We start from the raw sequence: 16839 nt of genomic DNA, 5'->3' as shown, positions 1-16839 counted from the left end.
CGCCTCGTCGGCCGAGGCGGCGGGGCGAGGGGGGCCGCGGGTCCTCGAGAGCGGTGCCGGAAGGTGTCGGGTCAGTCATTGACGGTGAAGAGTCCCTTGGGCTTGAAGGCCAGGATGACGGCCATAAGGATATAGATCAGCATCGAGGCCAGGGCGGCACCCACATCGGTGGCCTCGGAGGGGGGCAGGAAACCACGGAAGAATAGTGGCAGGAAGACCCGGCCCAGGGTATCCACCACCCCGACCAGCAGGGCCCCCAGCAGTGCGCCCTTGATGGAGCCGATGCCACCGATCACGATCACCACGAAGGCGAGGATCAGCACCGGCTCGCCCATGCCCACCTGCACCGACTGCAGCGCGCCGACCATGGCCCCGGCCAGGCCGGCGAGCCCCGCCCCGAGGGCGAAGACCGCGGTGTAAAGGCGCGAGATATCGATGCCCAGGGCGCCGATCATCTCGCGGTCGCTCTCCCCGGCACGCACGCGCATGCCCAGCCGGGTCCGCGAGATCAGCAGATAGAGCCCCACGGCAACCGTGATGCCCACGCCGATGATCACCAGCCGGTAGAGCGGATAGCGGGCGTCGCCGGGGAGGGTGACATAGCCCGACAGCCACTCCGGCGTGCTCAGCCACAGCGGCGAGGCGCCGAACAGCCAGCGAGTGCCCTCGGAGAAGATCAGGATCAGGGCGAAGGTGGCGAGTACCTGATCGAGATGCGAGCGGTGGTAGAGGCGGCGGATCACGATCAGCTCCACCAGGGCCCCCACCGCGGCGGCCCCGAGCAGCCCCGCCCCCAGGCCGAGCATAAAGGAGCCGCTGGCGGCGGTGACCGCGGCGGTCAGGTAGGCCCCCACCATGTAGAAGGAGCCGTGGGCCAGGTTGATCAGCCCCATGACCCCGAACACCAGGGTCAGGCCGCTGGCCATCAAAAACAGCATGGTGCCCAGCTGCAGGCCGTTGATCAGTTGTTCGAGAAACAGGGTCGCCGACACGTCAGGGCCCCGTCACATCTTGCAGTCGGGGTAGTAGATATCCTGGATATCCTCGACGGCGATGCCGAGCAGGCGATTGGTCGGCTCGCCATCCTCGCCGGCGACCACCTCACGCACGTAGATATCCTGGATGGGGTGCTGGTTGGGGCCGAAGCGGAGCTCGCCGCGAACCGAGTCGAAGTCCGCCTCGCGCAGCGCCTCGCGGAAGGCATCCTGGTCGTCGGGGTGGGCCTTGCCCAGGGCGGAGAGGATCAGGTTGGCGGTATCGAAGCCCTGGGCGGCATACAGGGTCGGCATGCGGTCGTAGGCTTGCTGGAAGCTCTCGACGAAGGCGCGGCTGGTGTCATTGTCCAGGTCGTAGGCCCACAGCGAGGTGTTCCTGGCGCCGATGGCGGCCTCGCCCACCGCCTTGATGAGGGTCTCGTCGAAGGAGAAGGCGGCGCCGAATACCGGCAGCTCCACCCCGGCGTTCTGCCACTGCTTCATGAAGGAGATACCCATGCCGCCGGGCAGGAAGAAGAACAGGCTGTCGGCATCGCTGGCGCGGATCTGGGCGATCTCGGCGGCGTAGTCGGTCTGGCCCATCTGGGTGTAGAGCTCGTCGGCGACCTCACCTTCGTAGAGGTGCTTGAAGCCGGCCAGGGCGTCGGTGCCAGCCGGATAGTTGGGGGCCATGATCAGCGGTCGCTCATAGCCCTGCTCCTTCATCCAGGCCCCCATGGCGCCGTGCAGGTTGTCGTTCTGATAGGCGACGTTGAAGTAGTTTGCGTGGCACATTCGACCGGCGAGGGCCGAGGGGCCGGCATTGGGCGACAGGTAGAAGGTCCCCTGGCGCACCACGGAGGGCACCACGGCCATGGCCAGGTTGGACCAGATGATGCCGGTCATCAGATCCACCTCGTCGCGCTGCATGAACTCGTTGGCCAGGTTGCGCGCCAGGTCGGGCTTGCGGGCATCGTCCTGTACCAGCACCTCGATATCGTCGCGACCGGACTGCTCGATGGCCAGCAGGAAGGCGTCACGCACATCGACGCCCAGATGTGAGCCGCCCCCGGAAAGGGTGGTGATCATGCCGATCTTGACCTCTTCGGCGTGGGCGGTGGCAAGACCGGTGGAGAGCAGCAGGCCGAGACCCAGGCGAGCGAGCTGTTTCATGAAGAACCTCAGGAGTGGCGTGGTGTTGTTGGCATCGACATAGCCTACCAAGGAAACAGGATCGCCAGGCAGTGGAATATGGTTGCAATGGTCCTCTTGACGATGAAGGGTCTGAGCGTTTATTCCGACAGGATTGACAGCCCACCCCGGTAGCGCGACTCTGTTGCTGACCCGGCCGGGCGCTGGACGCCCTCGGTACCTTGCTCGACCCAACGAACGGAGGCCCCCATGCTGGAAGACTGCAAGAGCGCTCTGGAGCGCTGGGGTGGTGTACACAGGTTGATCGATCGCTGGCTGGATCAGCGCTGCGAGCTGCTGGTCGACTTCGTCGAGCTCAAGGAGAGGTGTGATGCCGAGCTCGAGGCGGTCAGCAAGGAGCGCATCGACGCCTTCAGCGAGCTGCTGATGGACTATATCAGCGCCGGACATTTCGAGATCTATCCCCAGCTGCGCGAGGAGGCCCGCGCCTTCGAGGATGACTCGGCGCTGCAACTGGCCGACCGCCTGCTGGAGCGCCTGGAGATGTCAACCGGGCTGGTGCTCGACTTCGATGCGGAGTACGCAAGCCCGGGGCGTGTCCGCCAGCATCTCGGCCGCCTGCCCGCCTGGCTGGAACGCCTGGCCCATGGCTTGACCGAACGCTTCGCCCTGGAGGATGAGCTGATCGGCCGGATTCACGCCCGCCATGCGCCCGATGCGGCCCGGGCGGAAGCCGCCTCCCGCACGTAGAAGCCCGATTTATCGCGTGATAGTTTTAGTCCGGTGCTCGAAGCGCCCCCCAAGCACCAGCATGCACGGCGTCAGCAGCAGCGTCAGCCCGGTGGCGAAGGTCAGCCCGCCGGCGATGGCGCTGGAGAGCTGGGTCCACCACTGGGTGGAGGGGGCGCCGATCCCCAGGCTGGGGGCGAACAGGTCGACGTTGATCCCCAGTACCATGGGCAGAAGGCCCAGCACCGTGGTCACCGCGGTCAGCAGCACCGGCCGCAGGCGCAGGCTTCCCGCCTCCAGGGCGGCATCGAAGGGCGCCAGCCCCTCGTCGCGCAGCTGGTTGTAGGTGTCGATCAGCACGATATTGTTGTTCACCACGATCCCCGCCAGGGCAATGATGCCCATCCCCACCATCACGATGCCGAAGGGCTGGGCGTTGGCCAGCAGTCCCAGCAGCACCCCCGCGGTGGAGAAGATGATCGCCGAGAGCACCAGCCCCGCCTGATAGAAGCTGTTGAACTGGGTCACCAGGATCAGCGCCATCAGCCCGATGGCGACCATGAAGGCGCCGGCCAGGAAGCGGCTGGCCTCCTGCTGATCCTCCTGCTCCCCGGCGATATTCACCTGCACCCCCTCGGGCGGCTCGCCGGCGGCCTCGAGCAGGGCGCCCAGGCGCCCGTCGGCGCTGGCGTCGGGGGCCACATCGGCCTCGAGGGTGATGGCGCGACGCCCATCGATGCGGTGCAGGGTACCGACCTTGGGCGCCGGCTCCACCGAGACGAAGTGCGACAGCGGCACCTGGCCCCGGGAGGTGTTCAGGCTCAGTCGGCCGAGCTGGTCGAGGGTACGGTCGCCTTCCGGCAGGCGAATCCGGATATCAACCTCGTCGTCGACCCCCTCGGGGCGGTAGCTGGCGACCTGAACCCCGTTGGTCAGCAGCTGCACCGCGCTGCCCACGCTGCTGACATCGGTGCCGAAGCGGGCCGCCGCCTCGCGGTCGACGATGATCCGCCACTCCACTCCGGGCAGGCTGCGGTTATCCTCGATATCGCGAAAGCCCCCCAGCTCGTTCATCAGCTGGCGCAGACGTTCCACCGCCTGGTCGGCCAGCTCCGGCGTCTGGCCGCCAATCTCCAGCACGATCGGCTTGCCCTCGCCGGGGCCCATCTGCTGTTCGCGGAACTCCAGTACCAGGCCGGGAAGATCGGTGGTGCGCTCACGCATCTCGGCGAAGATCTCGGTCAGTGGGCGGCGGCGGTGCCAGTCGATCAGCTGGAACTGCAGCACGCCGATGACATCGGCGCCGAGCTGCGTGCCGGGGTTGGCGAAGGAGCGGGCATAGAGCGCCTCGACCTCGCTCATGCCGGCCAGGCGGGCCTCCACTCGCCGCACCATGGCGTCCTTCTCCTCTATGGAGAAGTCGCCCCGGGTGCGCACCACCACCTGGGCGGAGTCGGGCTCCACGCTGGGAAAGAACTCCACACCATGGTTGAAGCGCGCATAGGCGGTATAGATCAGCGCCATCAGCAGCAGCGTGAACAACAGGGTCAGTGCCGGGTGGGCCAGCAGCCGCGACAGGGCGCGGCGATAGAGGCGACCGCCGGCGGTGGCCTTCAGCGGTGCGTCACGAGACGAGGCCTGGCGGGCGCCGAACACGCCGCCCAGCGTCGGCAGAAACACCAGGGCCATGGCCAGGGAGGCGAGCAGACAGAGAATCACCGTGGCCGGCAGATATTTCATGAACTCGCCGACCAGACCCGGCCAGAACAGCAGCGGCATAAAGACCGCCAGGGTGGTGGCGGTGGAGGCGATCACCGGCCAGCTCATGCGGCTCGCCGCCTCCAGCCAGGCCTTGCGGGGCGACATGCCCTGGTGCAAGTGCCGGTCCGCCAGCTCACTGACCACGATGGCACCGTCGACCAGCATGCCGGCCACCAGGATCAGCGCGAACAGCACCACGATATTGAGGGTGTAGCCCACCGCCCAGATCATCAGGATACCGCTGAGGAAGGCACCTGGAATCGTCAGGCCGACCAGCATGGCGCTGCGCGCCCCCATGGCGGCCAGGATCACGATCAGCACCAGCACCACGGCGGTGACCACATTGTTGAGCAGCTCCGAGAGCATGTCCTCGACGAACTCGGACTGGTCGGTGATGGTGGTGATCTCGAGGCCCTCGGGGATCACCCCCTCGGCCTGGGCGAACAGCGCCTGCACCTGCTCCACGGTGGCGATGATATTGGCGCCGGCGCGCTTGGAGATCTCGAGCACCAGCGCCGGCTGACCATCGATGCGGGCATGGCCCTCGGGATCCTTGAAGGTGGGACGGATGATCGCCACGTCGCCGAAGGTCACCACCCGGTCACCATCGACCTTCACCGGCATGGCCATCACATCCTCCAGGGTCTCGATCACCCCGGGCACCTTGATGCCCAGGCGGCCGGCGCCGGTATCCAGGCTACCGGCGGCGACCAGGCGGTTGTTGCGGCTGACCAGGTTGAAGAGCGTGGCAAAGTCGATGCCATAGCTCTCCAGCACCAGGGGATCGACCACGATCTCCAGCAACTCCTCGCGGTCGCCGCCGATATCCACCTCGAGCACCTCGGCGATGCCCTCGATCTCCTCCTGGATCCGGCGGGCGATGGCCACGCGCCGGGTCTCGTCCACCGACCCCGAGAGGCCGATGGAGAGCACCGGAAACTGGCTGACATTGACCTCCATGACGCGGGGCTCCTCCGCCTCGGAGGGCAGCTCCGCCTTGGCGATATCGACCTTTTCCCGCACATCGGTGAGGGCCTGGTCGGCATCGAAACCGGCGTCGAACTCCAGGGTCACGGAGGCGTGCCCCTCGCTGGACTGGGAGGTCATCTTGCGCAGCCCCTCGATGCTGCGCAGCTCCTGCTCCATGGGGCGCACCAGCAGCCGTTCGCCATCCTCGGGGCTGACCCCCTCCAGGCTCATGGCGACATAGATGATGGGAATGGCGACGTCGGGGTTGGCCTCCTTGGGGATCGCCTGCCAGGCGGCCAGGCCCGCCAGCAGCAGTGCGGTCAGCAGCATCAGGGTCGTGCGGGCGCGCGCCTGAGCGGCCGCGATCAGCTGGCGCATCTTAGCGATTCCTTGTGCCGCTGGCGGGTTTTTCGCCGTTACCCTCTGGGGCATCGGACGTGACCGGGGTGACACGCTCGCCGACCTCCACCAGGCCGGCCCCCAGGGTGATCAGCCGCACGCTGTCGGGCAGCCCGGCCACCCGGGCACTCTCGAGATCGGCGTCCACCAGCGTTACCGGGGTCTGCACCACCCGGTTATCGGCGTCGAGATGTTTGATGGCCAGCTCGCCATCGGGGTTGAGTGCCAGCAGGGCCGGCGAGAGGCGATGCACGCGGCGCTCGGGCAGGGTGATCGCCAGGGTGGCGCTGGCACCGGCCAGGCGACGGCCCTCGGGGTTGTCGACGCTGACCTCAACCCGGAAGCTGCGTGTCGCCTCCTCGGCGCGGCGGGCCACCATGCTCACCTCACCACTCAACCGCGAGCCATCCAGCAGCCGCAGCTCGGCCGACTGTCCCGCCTCGAGGGCCAGGGCGTCCCGTTGCGGCGCCCAGGCCACCGCGGTGAGCCGCGAGTCGTCCACCAGTCGCCCCCAGCTCTCTCCCGTCTGCAGCAGTTCGCCGGGCTCCACCTCGAGACGGTCGAGGGTGCCGGAGAAGGGGGCCGTGAGACGGGTATCGTCGCGCTGGCGCCGCAGGGCGGCCAGCTCCGCGGCGGCACCGCTGACATTGGCCTTCAGGCGCAGGTAGTCGGTACGCGAGATCAACTCACGCTGGCGCAGGGAGTCGGCACCGGCCAGTTCGGCCTGAGCCAGCGTCAAGGCATCCTCGGCCTGGGTCAGGCGCGCGGGCAGCTCCTCCTGGGCCTGTTCGAGCAGCAGCTCTCCCGTCTCGACCGAACTGCCCTCCGCCACCGGCAGGGCTGCCACGCGCCCGGTGTGGCGCGCGCGCAGCTCCAGCGTGTGGTGCGCCTCCAGCTCGCCCTGCAGCACCAGGGTGGGGGCATGGGTCTCGGCCTCACGGAGTGCTACCTCCACCCGTGGCGGCGCGATGTCGGCCTCGGCGGCCGATGGAGTCTCCGGCGCGGTATCGCGAAAGCCCTGAAGCTCGCCCAGCAGCAGCCAGGCGAGCAGCATGATGACCAGTCCGATGGCGAGCAGGGCGGGTAGCGGGGGAAGGCGGTCGCGGGGCATGCGGGTGGTCCATCAACGAGCATGAAGCCGCCAGCATACTATTCTCGCGGTGGGTTCTCATGTACTGGTTTGCCGCACCCTGCTTGCACACTCCTCACCTTTGTTGCATTGAGTTTTGTGCACTGCAGGCATACCATCTTGGCGGTTTGTTTTCAGGCCAGAGCGGGCTCGTTGCCCGTCCGGCTCGTCCTCACGGCGACAACCCGCGCGTTGACAACCCAAGGAGCCACCATGAAAGAACCCGTTCGCATTGCCATTACCGGCGCCGCCGGCCAGATCAGCTACTCCCTGGCCTTCCGCATCGCCTCCGGCGACATGCTGGGCAAGGACCAGCCGGTCATCCTGCAGCTGCTCGAGATCACCCCGGCCATGGACGCCCTGAACGGCGTGGTCATGGAGCTCAACGACTGCGCCTTCCCGCTGGTGCAGGAGATCGTCGCGACCGACGACCCCAATGTCGCCTTCAAGGACGCCGATTTCGCCTTGCTGGTGGGTGCACGTCCGCGCGGTCCGGGCATGGAGCGCAAGGACCTGCTGGAAGCCAACGCCGCGATCTTCTCCGTGCAGGGCAAGGCGCTGAACGACAACGCCAGCCGTGATGTGCGGGTGCTGGTGGTGGGCAACCCGGCCAACACCAACGCGCTGATCGCCTCCTGCAACGCGCCGGACCTGAACCCGGGCCAGTTCACCGCGATGATGCGCCTGGACCACAACCGCGCCAAGACCCAGCTGGCCCAGAAGGTCGGCAAGCATGTCACCGACGTGGAGTCGATGATCGTGTGGGGCAACCACAGCGCCACCCAGTACCCGGACCTGGCCCACTGCAAGGTGGACGGCAAGGCGGCCCTGGAGCTGGTCGATCAGGAGTGGTACGAGAACGACTTCATCCCCACCGTGCAGCAGCGCGGCGCCGCCATCATCAAGGCCCGTGGCGCATCCTCCGCGGCCTCCGCGGCCTCCGCTGCCATCGACCATATGCGTGACTGGGCGCTGGGCAGCGACGGCATCGTCAGCATGGGTATCCCCGCCGACGGCAGCTACGGTGTCGAGCCGGGCATCATGTACTCCTACCCGGTGGTGTGCAAGAACGGTCAGTACGAGATCGTGCAGGGCCTGGAGATCGGTGAGTTCAGCCGCGAGCGGATGAATGCCACCGAGCAGGAGCTGCGTGAAGAGCGTGCCGCCGTGGAGCACCTGCTGGGCTGAACCCCAGCCATACGCCTTTCGCGGTAAGCCGTAGGAGCGCGACTTATCGCGCGAGAAGCCCCGCCAGGCTATTAGCCTGGCGGGGCTTCGTGTTTTTCTGACATCTCCCCGTAGGAGCGCGATAGTTTCAATCGCCGGATAAATCCGGCTCCTACGTCTGGTCCGGCGCAGCCGGATCAGCGCAGGCTGATGATCCGCCAGCCACGGGCCTCGGCGGCTTCACGCAGGGTGTCGTCGGGGTCGACGGCCACCGGGTACTCGACGATCTCCAGCAGCGGCAGGTCATTGTGAGAGTCGCTGTAGAACCAGGCCTCGTCGAGGGTCAGGTCCTTGTCGCTCAGCCACTCATCCAGACGCTTTACCTTGCCCTCGCGGTAGCTGGGCGTGCCCCTCACCTTGCCGGTGTAGTGCCCGTCGAGGATCTCGGGGTCCACCGCGATCAGGTCATCGACCCCCAGGCGCTCGGCGATGGGGCCGGTGATAAAGCGGTTGGTGGCGGTGATGATCAGCAGGGTGTCGCCCTTGGAGCGGTGGCGGGCCAGCAGCTCCTCCCCCTTGGGCAGGATGTTTGGCTCGATCTTGCTGGCCATGAACTGCTGATGCCAGGCGGCGAGCTGCTCCGGGCTGTTCTCGGCCAGGGGCCTGAGCGCCACCTCGAGAAACGCCTGGATATCCAGGGTGCCGGCCTCGTAATCGGCCATGAAGCGGTCGTTGGCCTCGCGGTAGGCCACTGGGTCGACGGCGCCCTGCTCGAGCAGGAACTCGCCCCAGGCATGATCGCTGTCGATCGACAGCAGAGTGTTGTCCAGGTCGAAGATGGCCAGACTCACAGAGACTCTCCAGGGTTGCTGACGGGATGGGTGGAAAGCCGGCGATTATGGCAGATGCCGTGTTTCGCTGCATCTTGCGGCGGAAGGCGTATTGATGCGCTTCACGGCCTTGTGGAAGAATGGCTGCAATACTGGTTTCAACAAGGTGAAGTCCGTGATCGACGCTGACGGCTTTCGCCCCAACGTTGGCATCATCATCGCCAACGACCAGGGGCAGCTGCTTTGGGCGCGTCGTGTAGGGCAGAATGCGTGGCAGTTCCCCCAGGGAGGCATCAAGTCTGACGAGACACCCAAACAGGCGCTATTTCGAGAGCTCCACGAGGAGATCGGCCTGACGGCCGAAGACGTCGAGATTCTTGCCTGCACCCGGGGTTGGCTACGTTATCGCCTGCCGCGACGCATGATTCGCACGCATTCCAGGCCGGTGTGTATCGGCCAGAAACAGAAGTGGTTCCTGCTTCGGATCCGCTGTCAGGAGAGCCAGATCTGCATGGATCTCTCCGAGAAGCCGGAGTTCGACGGCTGGCGCTGGGTCAGCTACTGGCACCCGCTGGCCCAGGTGGTGCCCTTCAAGCGAGAGGTGTACCGCCGTGCCCTGAAGGAGCTTTCGCCGCGGGCCCAGCGCCTGGCGCTGGGCCATGGTTAGTCCACCTGGAGGGCTGAGCCCCGACCGCAACACACGATAACAGCGCGATACGACAGCGCTAACCAACAACAGGGATACCCACTCGACATGCTCGAGGTCTTGCGCCGCATCATCCAGGAAGTCAACGGGGCCCGCAGCCTGGAGGCGGCGCTCTCTACCATGGTGCGGCGCATTCGCAAGGCGATGCAGACCGATGTCTGCTCCTTCTATCTCTTCGATGAAGAGATAGATCGCCTGGTGCTGATGGAGACCATCGGCCTGCGCAGCCAGGCGGTGGGGCAGGTGAGCCTGCCCGTCGGCGAGGGCCTGGTGGGGCTGGTGGCCATGCGGGAGGAGCCGCTCAATCTCGAGGATGCCCAGGCGCATCCACAATTTCGCTACTTTGAATCCACCGGCGAGGAGCGCTACTCCAGTTTCCTCGGCGTGCCCATCATCCACCAGCGCCGCATGCTCGGCGTGCTGGTGGTACAGCAGGCCGAGAAACGCCGCTACGGCGAGGAGGACGAGGCGTTTCTGGTGACCATGGCCGCCCAGCTGGGTGGCGTGCTGGCCCATGCCCTGGTCACCGGCAACCTGACCCGGCCTGGCCTGCAGGGGCAGGTGCAGTTCAAGGGCGTGGCCGCCTCGCCGGGCATGGCGATCGGCGAGGCGGTGGTGATCGCCGCCCCCGCCGACCTCGACAGCGTGCCCGACCTGATCCCGACCGACGCCGAATACGAGATCGCCCGCCTCAATGAGGCGATAGATCGCGTGCGCGAGGAGATTCGCGCCGCCGGCGCCCGCCTGGCCAGCCGCATCTCGGCCCAGGAGCTGGCGCTGTTCGAGGTCTACCAGCAGATGCTCAGCGAGACGGCGCTCTCCCAGGAGGTGGAGAAGCGCATCCGCGAGGGACAGTGGGCCCCGGGCGCCCTGGCCGATGTGGTCAAACGCCATGTGCAGTACCTGGAACGCGTCGATGATGACTATCTGCGCGAGCGTTCGGCGGATGTGCGCGACCTGGGGCGTCGGGTGCTGGCCCACCTGCAGGAGGAGACCCCCCAGACTCCCCGGATCTACCCCGAGCGCACCATCCTGGTGGGTGACGAGCTGAGCGCGGCGCTGCTCGGTGAGGTGCCGCGCGACAAGCTGGTCGGCCTGGTCTCGGTGCGCGGTTCGAGCACCTCGCATGTGGCGATTCTGGCGCGTGCCATGGGCATTCCCACGGTGCTGGGCATGGTCGACCTGCCGCTGCCGAGGCTCTCCGGCGAGCAGCTGATCCTCGATGGCCACCGTGGGCGGTTATACATGCGTCCCGGTGCCGACCTGCTGACCCACTACGAGGGCATGATCAGCGAGGAGGCGGCGCTGGCCGAGGTGCTCGAGCACGAGCAGCACCTGCCCAGCTGCACCCCGGATGGCCACGCCATGCCGTTGATGGTCAACACCGGCCTGGCGGTGGACGCGGTGGCCTCGCTCAAGCCGCGTATCAGCGGGGTGGGGCTCTACCGCACCGAGGTGCCCTTCATGGTCACCGAACGCTTCCCCGGCGAGCAGGAGCAGACCCGCCTCTATCGTGACCAGCTCGAGAGCTTTGCCCCCCTGCCGGTGGTCATGCGCACCCTGGATATCGGTGGCGACAAGGACTTGCCCTACTTTCCCATCGAGGAGGCCAACCCCTTCCTCGGCTGGCGGGGAATCCGCGTCACCCTCGATCACCCCGAGGTGCTGATGGTCCAGCTGCGCGCCATGTTGCGTGCCTCCCAGGGGCTCGACAACCTGCAGATACTGCTGCCCATGATCACCAACGTCGACGAGGTCGACACCGCCCAGCGTTTGATCAAGCGCGCCATCGTCGAGTTGAGCGAGGAGGGTGTGGTGGTGCCGCAACCCAGGGTGGGGGTGATGATCGAGGTGCCGGCCACGCTCTACCAGCTCGATGCCCTGGCCGCGCGGGCCGATTTCTTCTCGGTCGGCAGCAACGACCTGACCCAGTACCTGCTGGCGGTGGATCGCAACAACCCGCGGGTCGCCGACCTCTATGACGCCTGCCATCCTGCGGTGCTCTCCGCCATGGCCCTGCTGGCCAGCGAGTCGCGCCGGCTCGAGATGCCGGTCTCGGTGTGCGGTGAACTGGCCGGTGACCCTGCAGGCGCGATCCTGCTGATGGGCATGGGCTTCGGCGCGCTCTCCATGAACGCCCCCAGCCTGCCGCGGGTACGCGCCGCCATCCGTCGGGTACCGCTCAAAGATGCTCGGGAGCTGGTCGACCAGACCCTGCGCCTCGATAGCCCCGACGAGGTGCGCCGCCATCTCAATCAACGCATTGGCGAATGGGAGCTCGCCCACCTGATGCCGCCGCGGGATTGATCGCCCGATAAGTCGGGCTCCTACAGGGTGGTATGCCTCCGGCCTCGTGGTATGGCCTCCTGTCTGGTAGGCGCGCGATGTATCACGTGATGGCCCACCGATCGCCCGATAATTCGGGCTCCTGCAAGTTGGTATGCCCCCGGCCTCGTAGGAGCGCGATTTATCGCGCGATCAAAAAGGTCTCGCCCTGGGCTTTGCCCCCTGGCCCGAAGCGTTTCTCACCGATCTCCATGCGGCCGCTGGCGTGCCAGTTCAGCCAGGTCGTGGCGCGGGTGCCATAGGTGTCGCCGATGATAAAGGGCGAGGAGAGGGTGCGCTCCAGTTCGAGCCCCACGCCGGTATCCGGCAGGGCGTGGTCATCGGCGGGGCGCGAGTCGGCCATCGCCGCCAGGGCATCATCGGGCCAGCGCCCATGCCGAAGGGCGTGGCCGAGCCCCCGGCGGGCCTCGATCAACTTCGGCCAGGGGGTGTTAAGGGCGGCATTGGAGAGTCCGTGGAGGCCGGACGGGACCTCGCGCAGCCAGGCCCCTTCGAGGCCGCGGTGCAGGTGCCACAATCGTTTGCCATCGCCGGCCAGCAGATTGAAGCCGGCATAGCGCAGCGCCTCGCCACGCTCCAGGTGTGCCAGCCAGTCGCCGAGCTCGGGCTGGGTCAAGGCGTCATGGACCAGGCCGCCGCGACTCGGCGCACCGTCGGGCACTCTCAGGCGCGGGTCGCGTACATTGGTGACCGCGGCGAAGCGCCCTCGGCGGTGAACCGCCAGCCAGGTGCCGCCGGCTTCCAGGTCGCGTCCGCCGACAATATCGGGGGCGTCGTCCCAGACGGCCAGCGGGGCGGCGGGGCGGGCGTGGAATTCATCGCGGTTGGCGACCAGGCGCAGTGGCCAGGCGTCGCCCGGGCGATGGTCGAAGGCAATCAGGCACATGCGGCCAGCTTAGCGGCTCGGCACCGGGCGGGGAACCCCGCGATGACAGCGGCCACGGGCCGGCGTACACTCAGCTCCCACCCCGATAACGGCAAACAGGACGCATGCGAGACGAGGCACGCGGCGCTTGGCGCCCTTCACCCCTTATCATGGCGGCGCTACTGCTCCAGCTGGCCCTGCTGGTCGTCGGTATACTCCTTCTGCTGTATGCCGGTGGTGGAGCCTCGGCCTGGCTGATGGCCCTGCTGCTGGGGTCGAGCTTCAATCTGCTACTGGTGGTGCTGCAGCCGTGTCGTTGGGCTCGGGGTCAGCTGAAAGCCCCGGACGAACCGCTAGCCAAGCGGCCAGATGCACACGCCGTAAAGCCGGACACCGTTGCCGAGCCCACGGCGACGGAGGCACGGCTTCGCCGCCAGGTACGTGATCTCCAGGATGATCTCGCCCACCGCAAGCAGAGGCTTTCCCGGCTGATGGCGGGGCGTGAGCGAACTCGCGAGTCGTCGCGGCTGAAATCCGACTATCTGAGCCTGATGGGGCGCGAGCTGCGGCGTCTGCGCCTGCGGCTCGACGAACTCGCCAGCGAGCATGCATCAAACCCTGATGCCGATGCCTCCATGGTCGATGAGCTACGCGAGCGTCTTGCCGGAATGAATGAGCTGCTCGAAGGTTTGGTCGGGGAGGGCGGTTCGTCCTCGACGCGGCCGACCGCTCGCCAGGGGCGGGTGTTGATCGTCGACGACGGCCCGGTCAACCTGATGCTGGCTCAGCAGGTGCTGGAGCGCGAAGGGCTCAGGGTCACCGCGGTCACCTCGGGGAGCGAGGCCCTGGCGTGTCAGGCGCAGGAACACTTCGACCTGGTGCTGATGGATATCTTTATGGAGGGCATGGACGGCATGGAGACGAGCCGCCGCTGGCGCGAGCAGGAGCGAGCCGGACACGTGGCAAGTGGCAGCGTGCTGGTCGCGCTGACCGCCAACGTTAGCGACGATGATCGCCGGCGTTTCATCGAGGCGGGACTGGATGACGTTCTGGCCAAGCCCTATCGCCCCCAGGAGCTGGTCGAGCGGGTCACCCGCTGGCTGCCCGAGCACCTCGCGGAGCCAGAGGCATGAGCACATTATTGCTGGTCTTCGTCGGCTACCTGGCGCTGGGCGCCGTCGCCGGGACCCTGGCCGGGCTGTTCGGGGTCGGGGGAGGGCTGATCATCGTGCCGGCCCTGGTCGTGGCGTTCGGTGTTCAGGGGGTGGCCCCGGAGGTCACCATGCACCTGGCGGTGGGCACCTCGCTTGCCACCATCGTGGTGACCGGCGCCTCCTCGGCCTGGAGCCACTACCATCGCGGCAGCATCCACCAGCAGTGGTTTCTGGCCCTGCTGCCCGGGCTGTTGCTGGGAGCCATTGCCGGCGTGTTCGTCGCCGATGGCCTCTCCGCGGGGAGCCTGGGCACCCTGTTCGGGGTATTCGTGCTGGTGATGGCGGTGCGCATGGCCCTCTCGCGCGGCCCCCGCCCCGGCAGCGCAGCACCGGGACGGGCGATCATGGCCGCCGCCGGTGGGGTGATCGGTGGTATCTCGGCGCTGTTCGGCATCGGCGGCGGCACCCTCTGCGTGCCCTGGCTGACGCGCTGTGGTGCACCGCTGACCCAGGCCGTGGGCACCTCGGCCGCCTGCGGCATTCCGATTGCCCTGTTTGGTGCGGCTACCTTTGCGGTGCTCGGCTGGGGCAATGCCCTGCTTCCCGCCGGTGCTACCGGCTTCGTGATGTGGCCGGCGTTGCTGGGCATCGTGCTCGCCAGCGTGCCCTGCGCCCGCCTCGGTGTGCGGCTGGCCCACCGTTTGCCCGCTCGTGTACTGCGCCTGGCCTTCGCTGCCCTGCTGGCCTCGGTCGGCCTGACCTTCGTGTTATAGCTTTAAGCTGTAAGTTAAAAGCTATAAGCTCTAAGAAAACCTCTTGCCGCTAGGCTTGGTGTTTATATCTTGGCTTACGGCTTCCAGCGTTTAAGGATTTCCATGCTTTCCTACCCTGATATCGATCCCGTGGCGATCTCCCTTGGCCCCTTCCAGGTGCACTGGTATGGCCTGATGTATGTGGTGGGCTTTGTCGCCGCCTGGCTCCTGGGGCGCCACCGCGCCGCGCGAATCGGCCTGAACCAGGACGATATCGGAGACCTGATCTTCTACGCCGCCCTGGGGGTCGTGCTGGGCGGCCGACTGGGCTATGCGCTCTTCTACGGCCTCGACCAGTGGCTGGCCGATCCATTGTGGATCGTGCGGGTGTGGGATGGCGGCATGAGTTTCCATGGCGGCCTGCTCGGTGTGTTGGTGGCCATGTGGTGGTTTGCCAGGAAGAAGCGGCTGGCGTTCTTCACCCTTACCGATTTCGTGGCCCCGCTGGTGCCCATCGGTCTGGGGGCAGGGCGCATCGGCAACTTCATCAATCGCGAGCTTCCTGGCAGGGTGACCGAGATGCCTTGGGGCATGCCGTTCCCTGGCCTCGGGCCCGAGCCGCGCCACCCTTCGTCGCTTTATGAAGCGGCCCTCGAAGGGGCGGTCCTGTTTATCGTGCTGTGGCTCGTCACCGCCACACCGCGCCGCCGCGGCCTGGCCTCGGGGCTCTTCCTGGTGCTCTATGGCGCCTTCCGCTTCCTGGTGGAGTTCTACCGCCTGCCGGATGCCCATATCGGCTACCTGGCCTTCGGCTGGTTCACCATGGGCATGCTGCTGACGCTGCCGATGATCGCCGCGGGAGTGGCACTGATCGCCTGGTCGCGCCGCCAACCGGTGGATGCCAAGGTAGCGTAGGAGTGCGATTTATCGCGTGATATCCGGCCTCCCATCGCCGAGATGTGGGGCCACCGATCTCGTAGGAGCGCGATTTATCGTGCGATGCGGGGCCTGCCATCGTCACCCCTGGACGTGTAGAATCTGCCTTCCAGCCACCCGCCCCGACGATACCGTGACCGACGATACTCAGCCCGCCTTCGAACAGCCCGCTCTTGAGCAGCCCTATCTCGACCTGATGCGTCAGGTGCTCGACCATGGTGTGGAGCGCGACGATCGCACCGGGGTAGGGACCCGCTCGCTCTTCGGCCACCAGATGCGCTTCGACCTGGCCCGCGGCTTTCCGCTGCTGACCACCAAGAAGCTCCACACCCGCTCGATCTTTCACGAGCTGCTGTGGTTCCTGGCCGGCGACACCAATATCGGCTACCTCAAGGAGCATGGCGTTCGCATCTGGGACGAGTGGGCCGATGCCAACGGCGACCTGGGGCCGATCTATGGCTATCAATGGCGCAGCTGGCCCGATCCTCGTGGTGGCCACGTCGACCAGATCGCGGGTCTGCTCGAGCAGTTGCGGGTCAATCCCCGTTCGCGGCGCCTGATCGTCTCCGCCTGGAACCCCGCCCAGGTCGACGAGATGCAGCTGCCCCCTTGCCACTGCCTGTTCCAGTTCTACGTGGCCGAGGGGCGGCTCTCCTGCCAGCTCTACCAGCGTAGCGCCGATATCTTCCTGGGCGTGCCCTTCAATATCGCCAGCTATGCGCTGCTGACCCAGATGATCGCCCAGGTGGCGGGGCTGGCGCCCGGGGAGTTTATCCACACCCTGGGCGACGCTCACCTCTATCTCAATCATCTGGAGCAGGCCGAGGAGCAGCTGTCGCGTACGCCGCGCCCGGCGCCCCGTCTGGTGCTCGACCCAGGCGTCAATGATCTCTTCGATTTTGGCATCGAGCATATCGCCATCGAGGGCTACGACCCTCACCCGCATATCAAGGCGGAGGTCGCCGTATGA

At 66.8% G+C, this 16839-nt stretch carries 14 protein-coding genes; 8 read left to right on the top strand and 6 right to left on the bottom strand.

All coding sequences use genetic code 11. The features are described 5' to 3' along the window. Window positions 1-71: 71 nt before the first annotated feature. Window positions 72-992, bottom strand: coding sequence for a branched-chain amino acid ABC transporter permease (locus RM463_RS15150; protein WP_132041816.1), 921 nt, complete (start codon window positions 990-992; stop codon window positions 72-74). Window positions 993-1004: 12 nt separating this feature from the next. Further along, window positions 1005-2147 carry an ABC transporter substrate-binding protein gene (locus RM463_RS15145; protein WP_311430466.1) on the bottom strand — a complete coding sequence of 381 codons (1143 nt, stop codon included), beginning with the start codon at window positions 2145-2147 and terminating at the stop codon, window positions 1005-1007. A 228-nt stretch (window positions 2148-2375) separates the two neighbouring features. Between RM463_RS15145 and rsd the strand changes: the two genes are divergently transcribed. Continuing rightward, on the top strand, window positions 2376-2876 hold the full coding sequence (gene rsd / locus RM463_RS15140; RefSeq protein WP_311430465.1) for a sigma D regulator: 501 nt from the start codon (window positions 2376-2378) through the stop codon (window positions 2874-2876). Between the two features lie 9 nt (window positions 2877-2885). On the opposite strand, the gene RM463_RS15135 is transcribed toward rsd, so the two are convergent. Both RM463_RS15135 and RM463_RS15130 read right to left on the bottom strand, forming a co-directional pair. Further along, a complete protein-coding gene (locus RM463_RS15135) occupies window positions 2886-5963 on the bottom strand; it encodes an efflux RND transporter permease subunit (protein WP_311430464.1) in 3078 nt (1025 codons plus the stop codon). A gap of 1 nt (window position 5964) precedes the next feature. Then, the gene (locus RM463_RS15130) at window positions 5965-7095 is read right to left on the bottom strand and encodes an efflux RND transporter periplasmic adaptor subunit (protein WP_311430463.1); all 1131 of its coding nucleotides are present in this window, start codon (window positions 7093-7095) and stop codon (window positions 5965-5967) included. A gap of 231 nt (window positions 7096-7326) precedes the next feature. Between RM463_RS15130 and RM463_RS15125 the strand changes: the two genes are divergently transcribed. Further along, window positions 7327-8301, top strand: a complete 975-nt coding sequence (locus RM463_RS15125; RefSeq protein WP_195687722.1) for a malate dehydrogenase — start codon at window positions 7327-7329, stop codon at window positions 8299-8301. 176 nt (window positions 8302-8477) lie between these two features. On the opposite strand, the gene RM463_RS15120 is transcribed toward RM463_RS15125, so the two are convergent. After that, window positions 8478-9131: an HAD family phosphatase gene (locus tag RM463_RS15120; RefSeq protein ID WP_299235952.1), complete on the bottom strand. Its 654-nt coding sequence runs from the start codon at window positions 9129-9131 to the stop codon at window positions 8478-8480. 154 nt (window positions 9132-9285) lie between these two features. Between RM463_RS15120 and RM463_RS15115 the strand changes: the two genes are divergently transcribed. Then, window positions 9286-9777 carry an RNA pyrophosphohydrolase gene (locus tag RM463_RS15115; RefSeq protein ID WP_299235954.1) on the top strand — a complete coding sequence of 164 codons (492 nt, stop codon included), beginning with the start codon at window positions 9286-9288 and terminating at the stop codon, window positions 9775-9777. Between the two features lie 87 nt (window positions 9778-9864). Beyond that, the gene (gene ptsP, locus RM463_RS15110; protein ID WP_195688308.1) at window positions 9865-12123 is read left to right on the top strand and encodes a phosphoenolpyruvate--protein phosphotransferase; all 2259 of its coding nucleotides are present in this window, start codon (window positions 9865-9867) and stop codon (window positions 12121-12123) included. A gap of 160 nt (window positions 12124-12283) precedes the next feature. On the opposite strand, the gene RM463_RS15105 is transcribed toward ptsP, so the two are convergent. Further along, window positions 12284-13048, bottom strand: coding sequence for an NRDE family protein (locus RM463_RS15105; protein ID WP_311430462.1), 765 nt, complete (start codon window positions 13046-13048; stop codon window positions 12284-12286). 104 nt (window positions 13049-13152) lie between these two features. Here RM463_RS15105 and RM463_RS15100 point away from each other — a divergent pair, with 104 nt between their 5' ends. From RM463_RS15100 to RM463_RS15085, 4 genes are all read left to right on the top strand, one after another. Beyond that, complete coding sequence (locus tag RM463_RS15100) at window positions 13153-14160, top strand: response regulator (protein WP_311430461.1); 1008 nt, start codon at window positions 13153-13155, stop codon at window positions 14158-14160. After that, window positions 14157-14954, top strand: coding sequence for a sulfite exporter TauE/SafE family protein (locus RM463_RS15095; RefSeq protein WP_311430460.1), 798 nt, complete (start codon window positions 14157-14159; stop codon window positions 14952-14954). Before RM463_RS15100 ends, RM463_RS15095 begins: the two co-directional genes overlap by 4 nt. 102 nt (window positions 14955-15056) lie before the next feature. Then, window positions 15057-15848 (top strand): prolipoprotein diacylglyceryl transferase, encoded by a 792-nt coding sequence (gene lgt, locus RM463_RS15090; RefSeq protein ID WP_195688312.1) that lies wholly within the window; start codon window positions 15057-15059, stop codon window positions 15846-15848. Window positions 15849-16065: 217 nt separating this feature from the next. Further along, window positions 16066-16839, top strand: a complete 774-nt coding sequence (locus tag RM463_RS15085; RefSeq protein WP_409229354.1) for a thymidylate synthase — start codon at window positions 16066-16068, stop codon at window positions 16837-16839.

Source organism: Halomonas sp. LES1, from assembly GCF_031846005.1.
Lineage (GTDB): Bacteria > Pseudomonadota > Gammaproteobacteria > Pseudomonadales > Halomonadaceae > Halomonas.
This window is presented reverse-complemented; position numbering and strand designations above follow the sequence as displayed.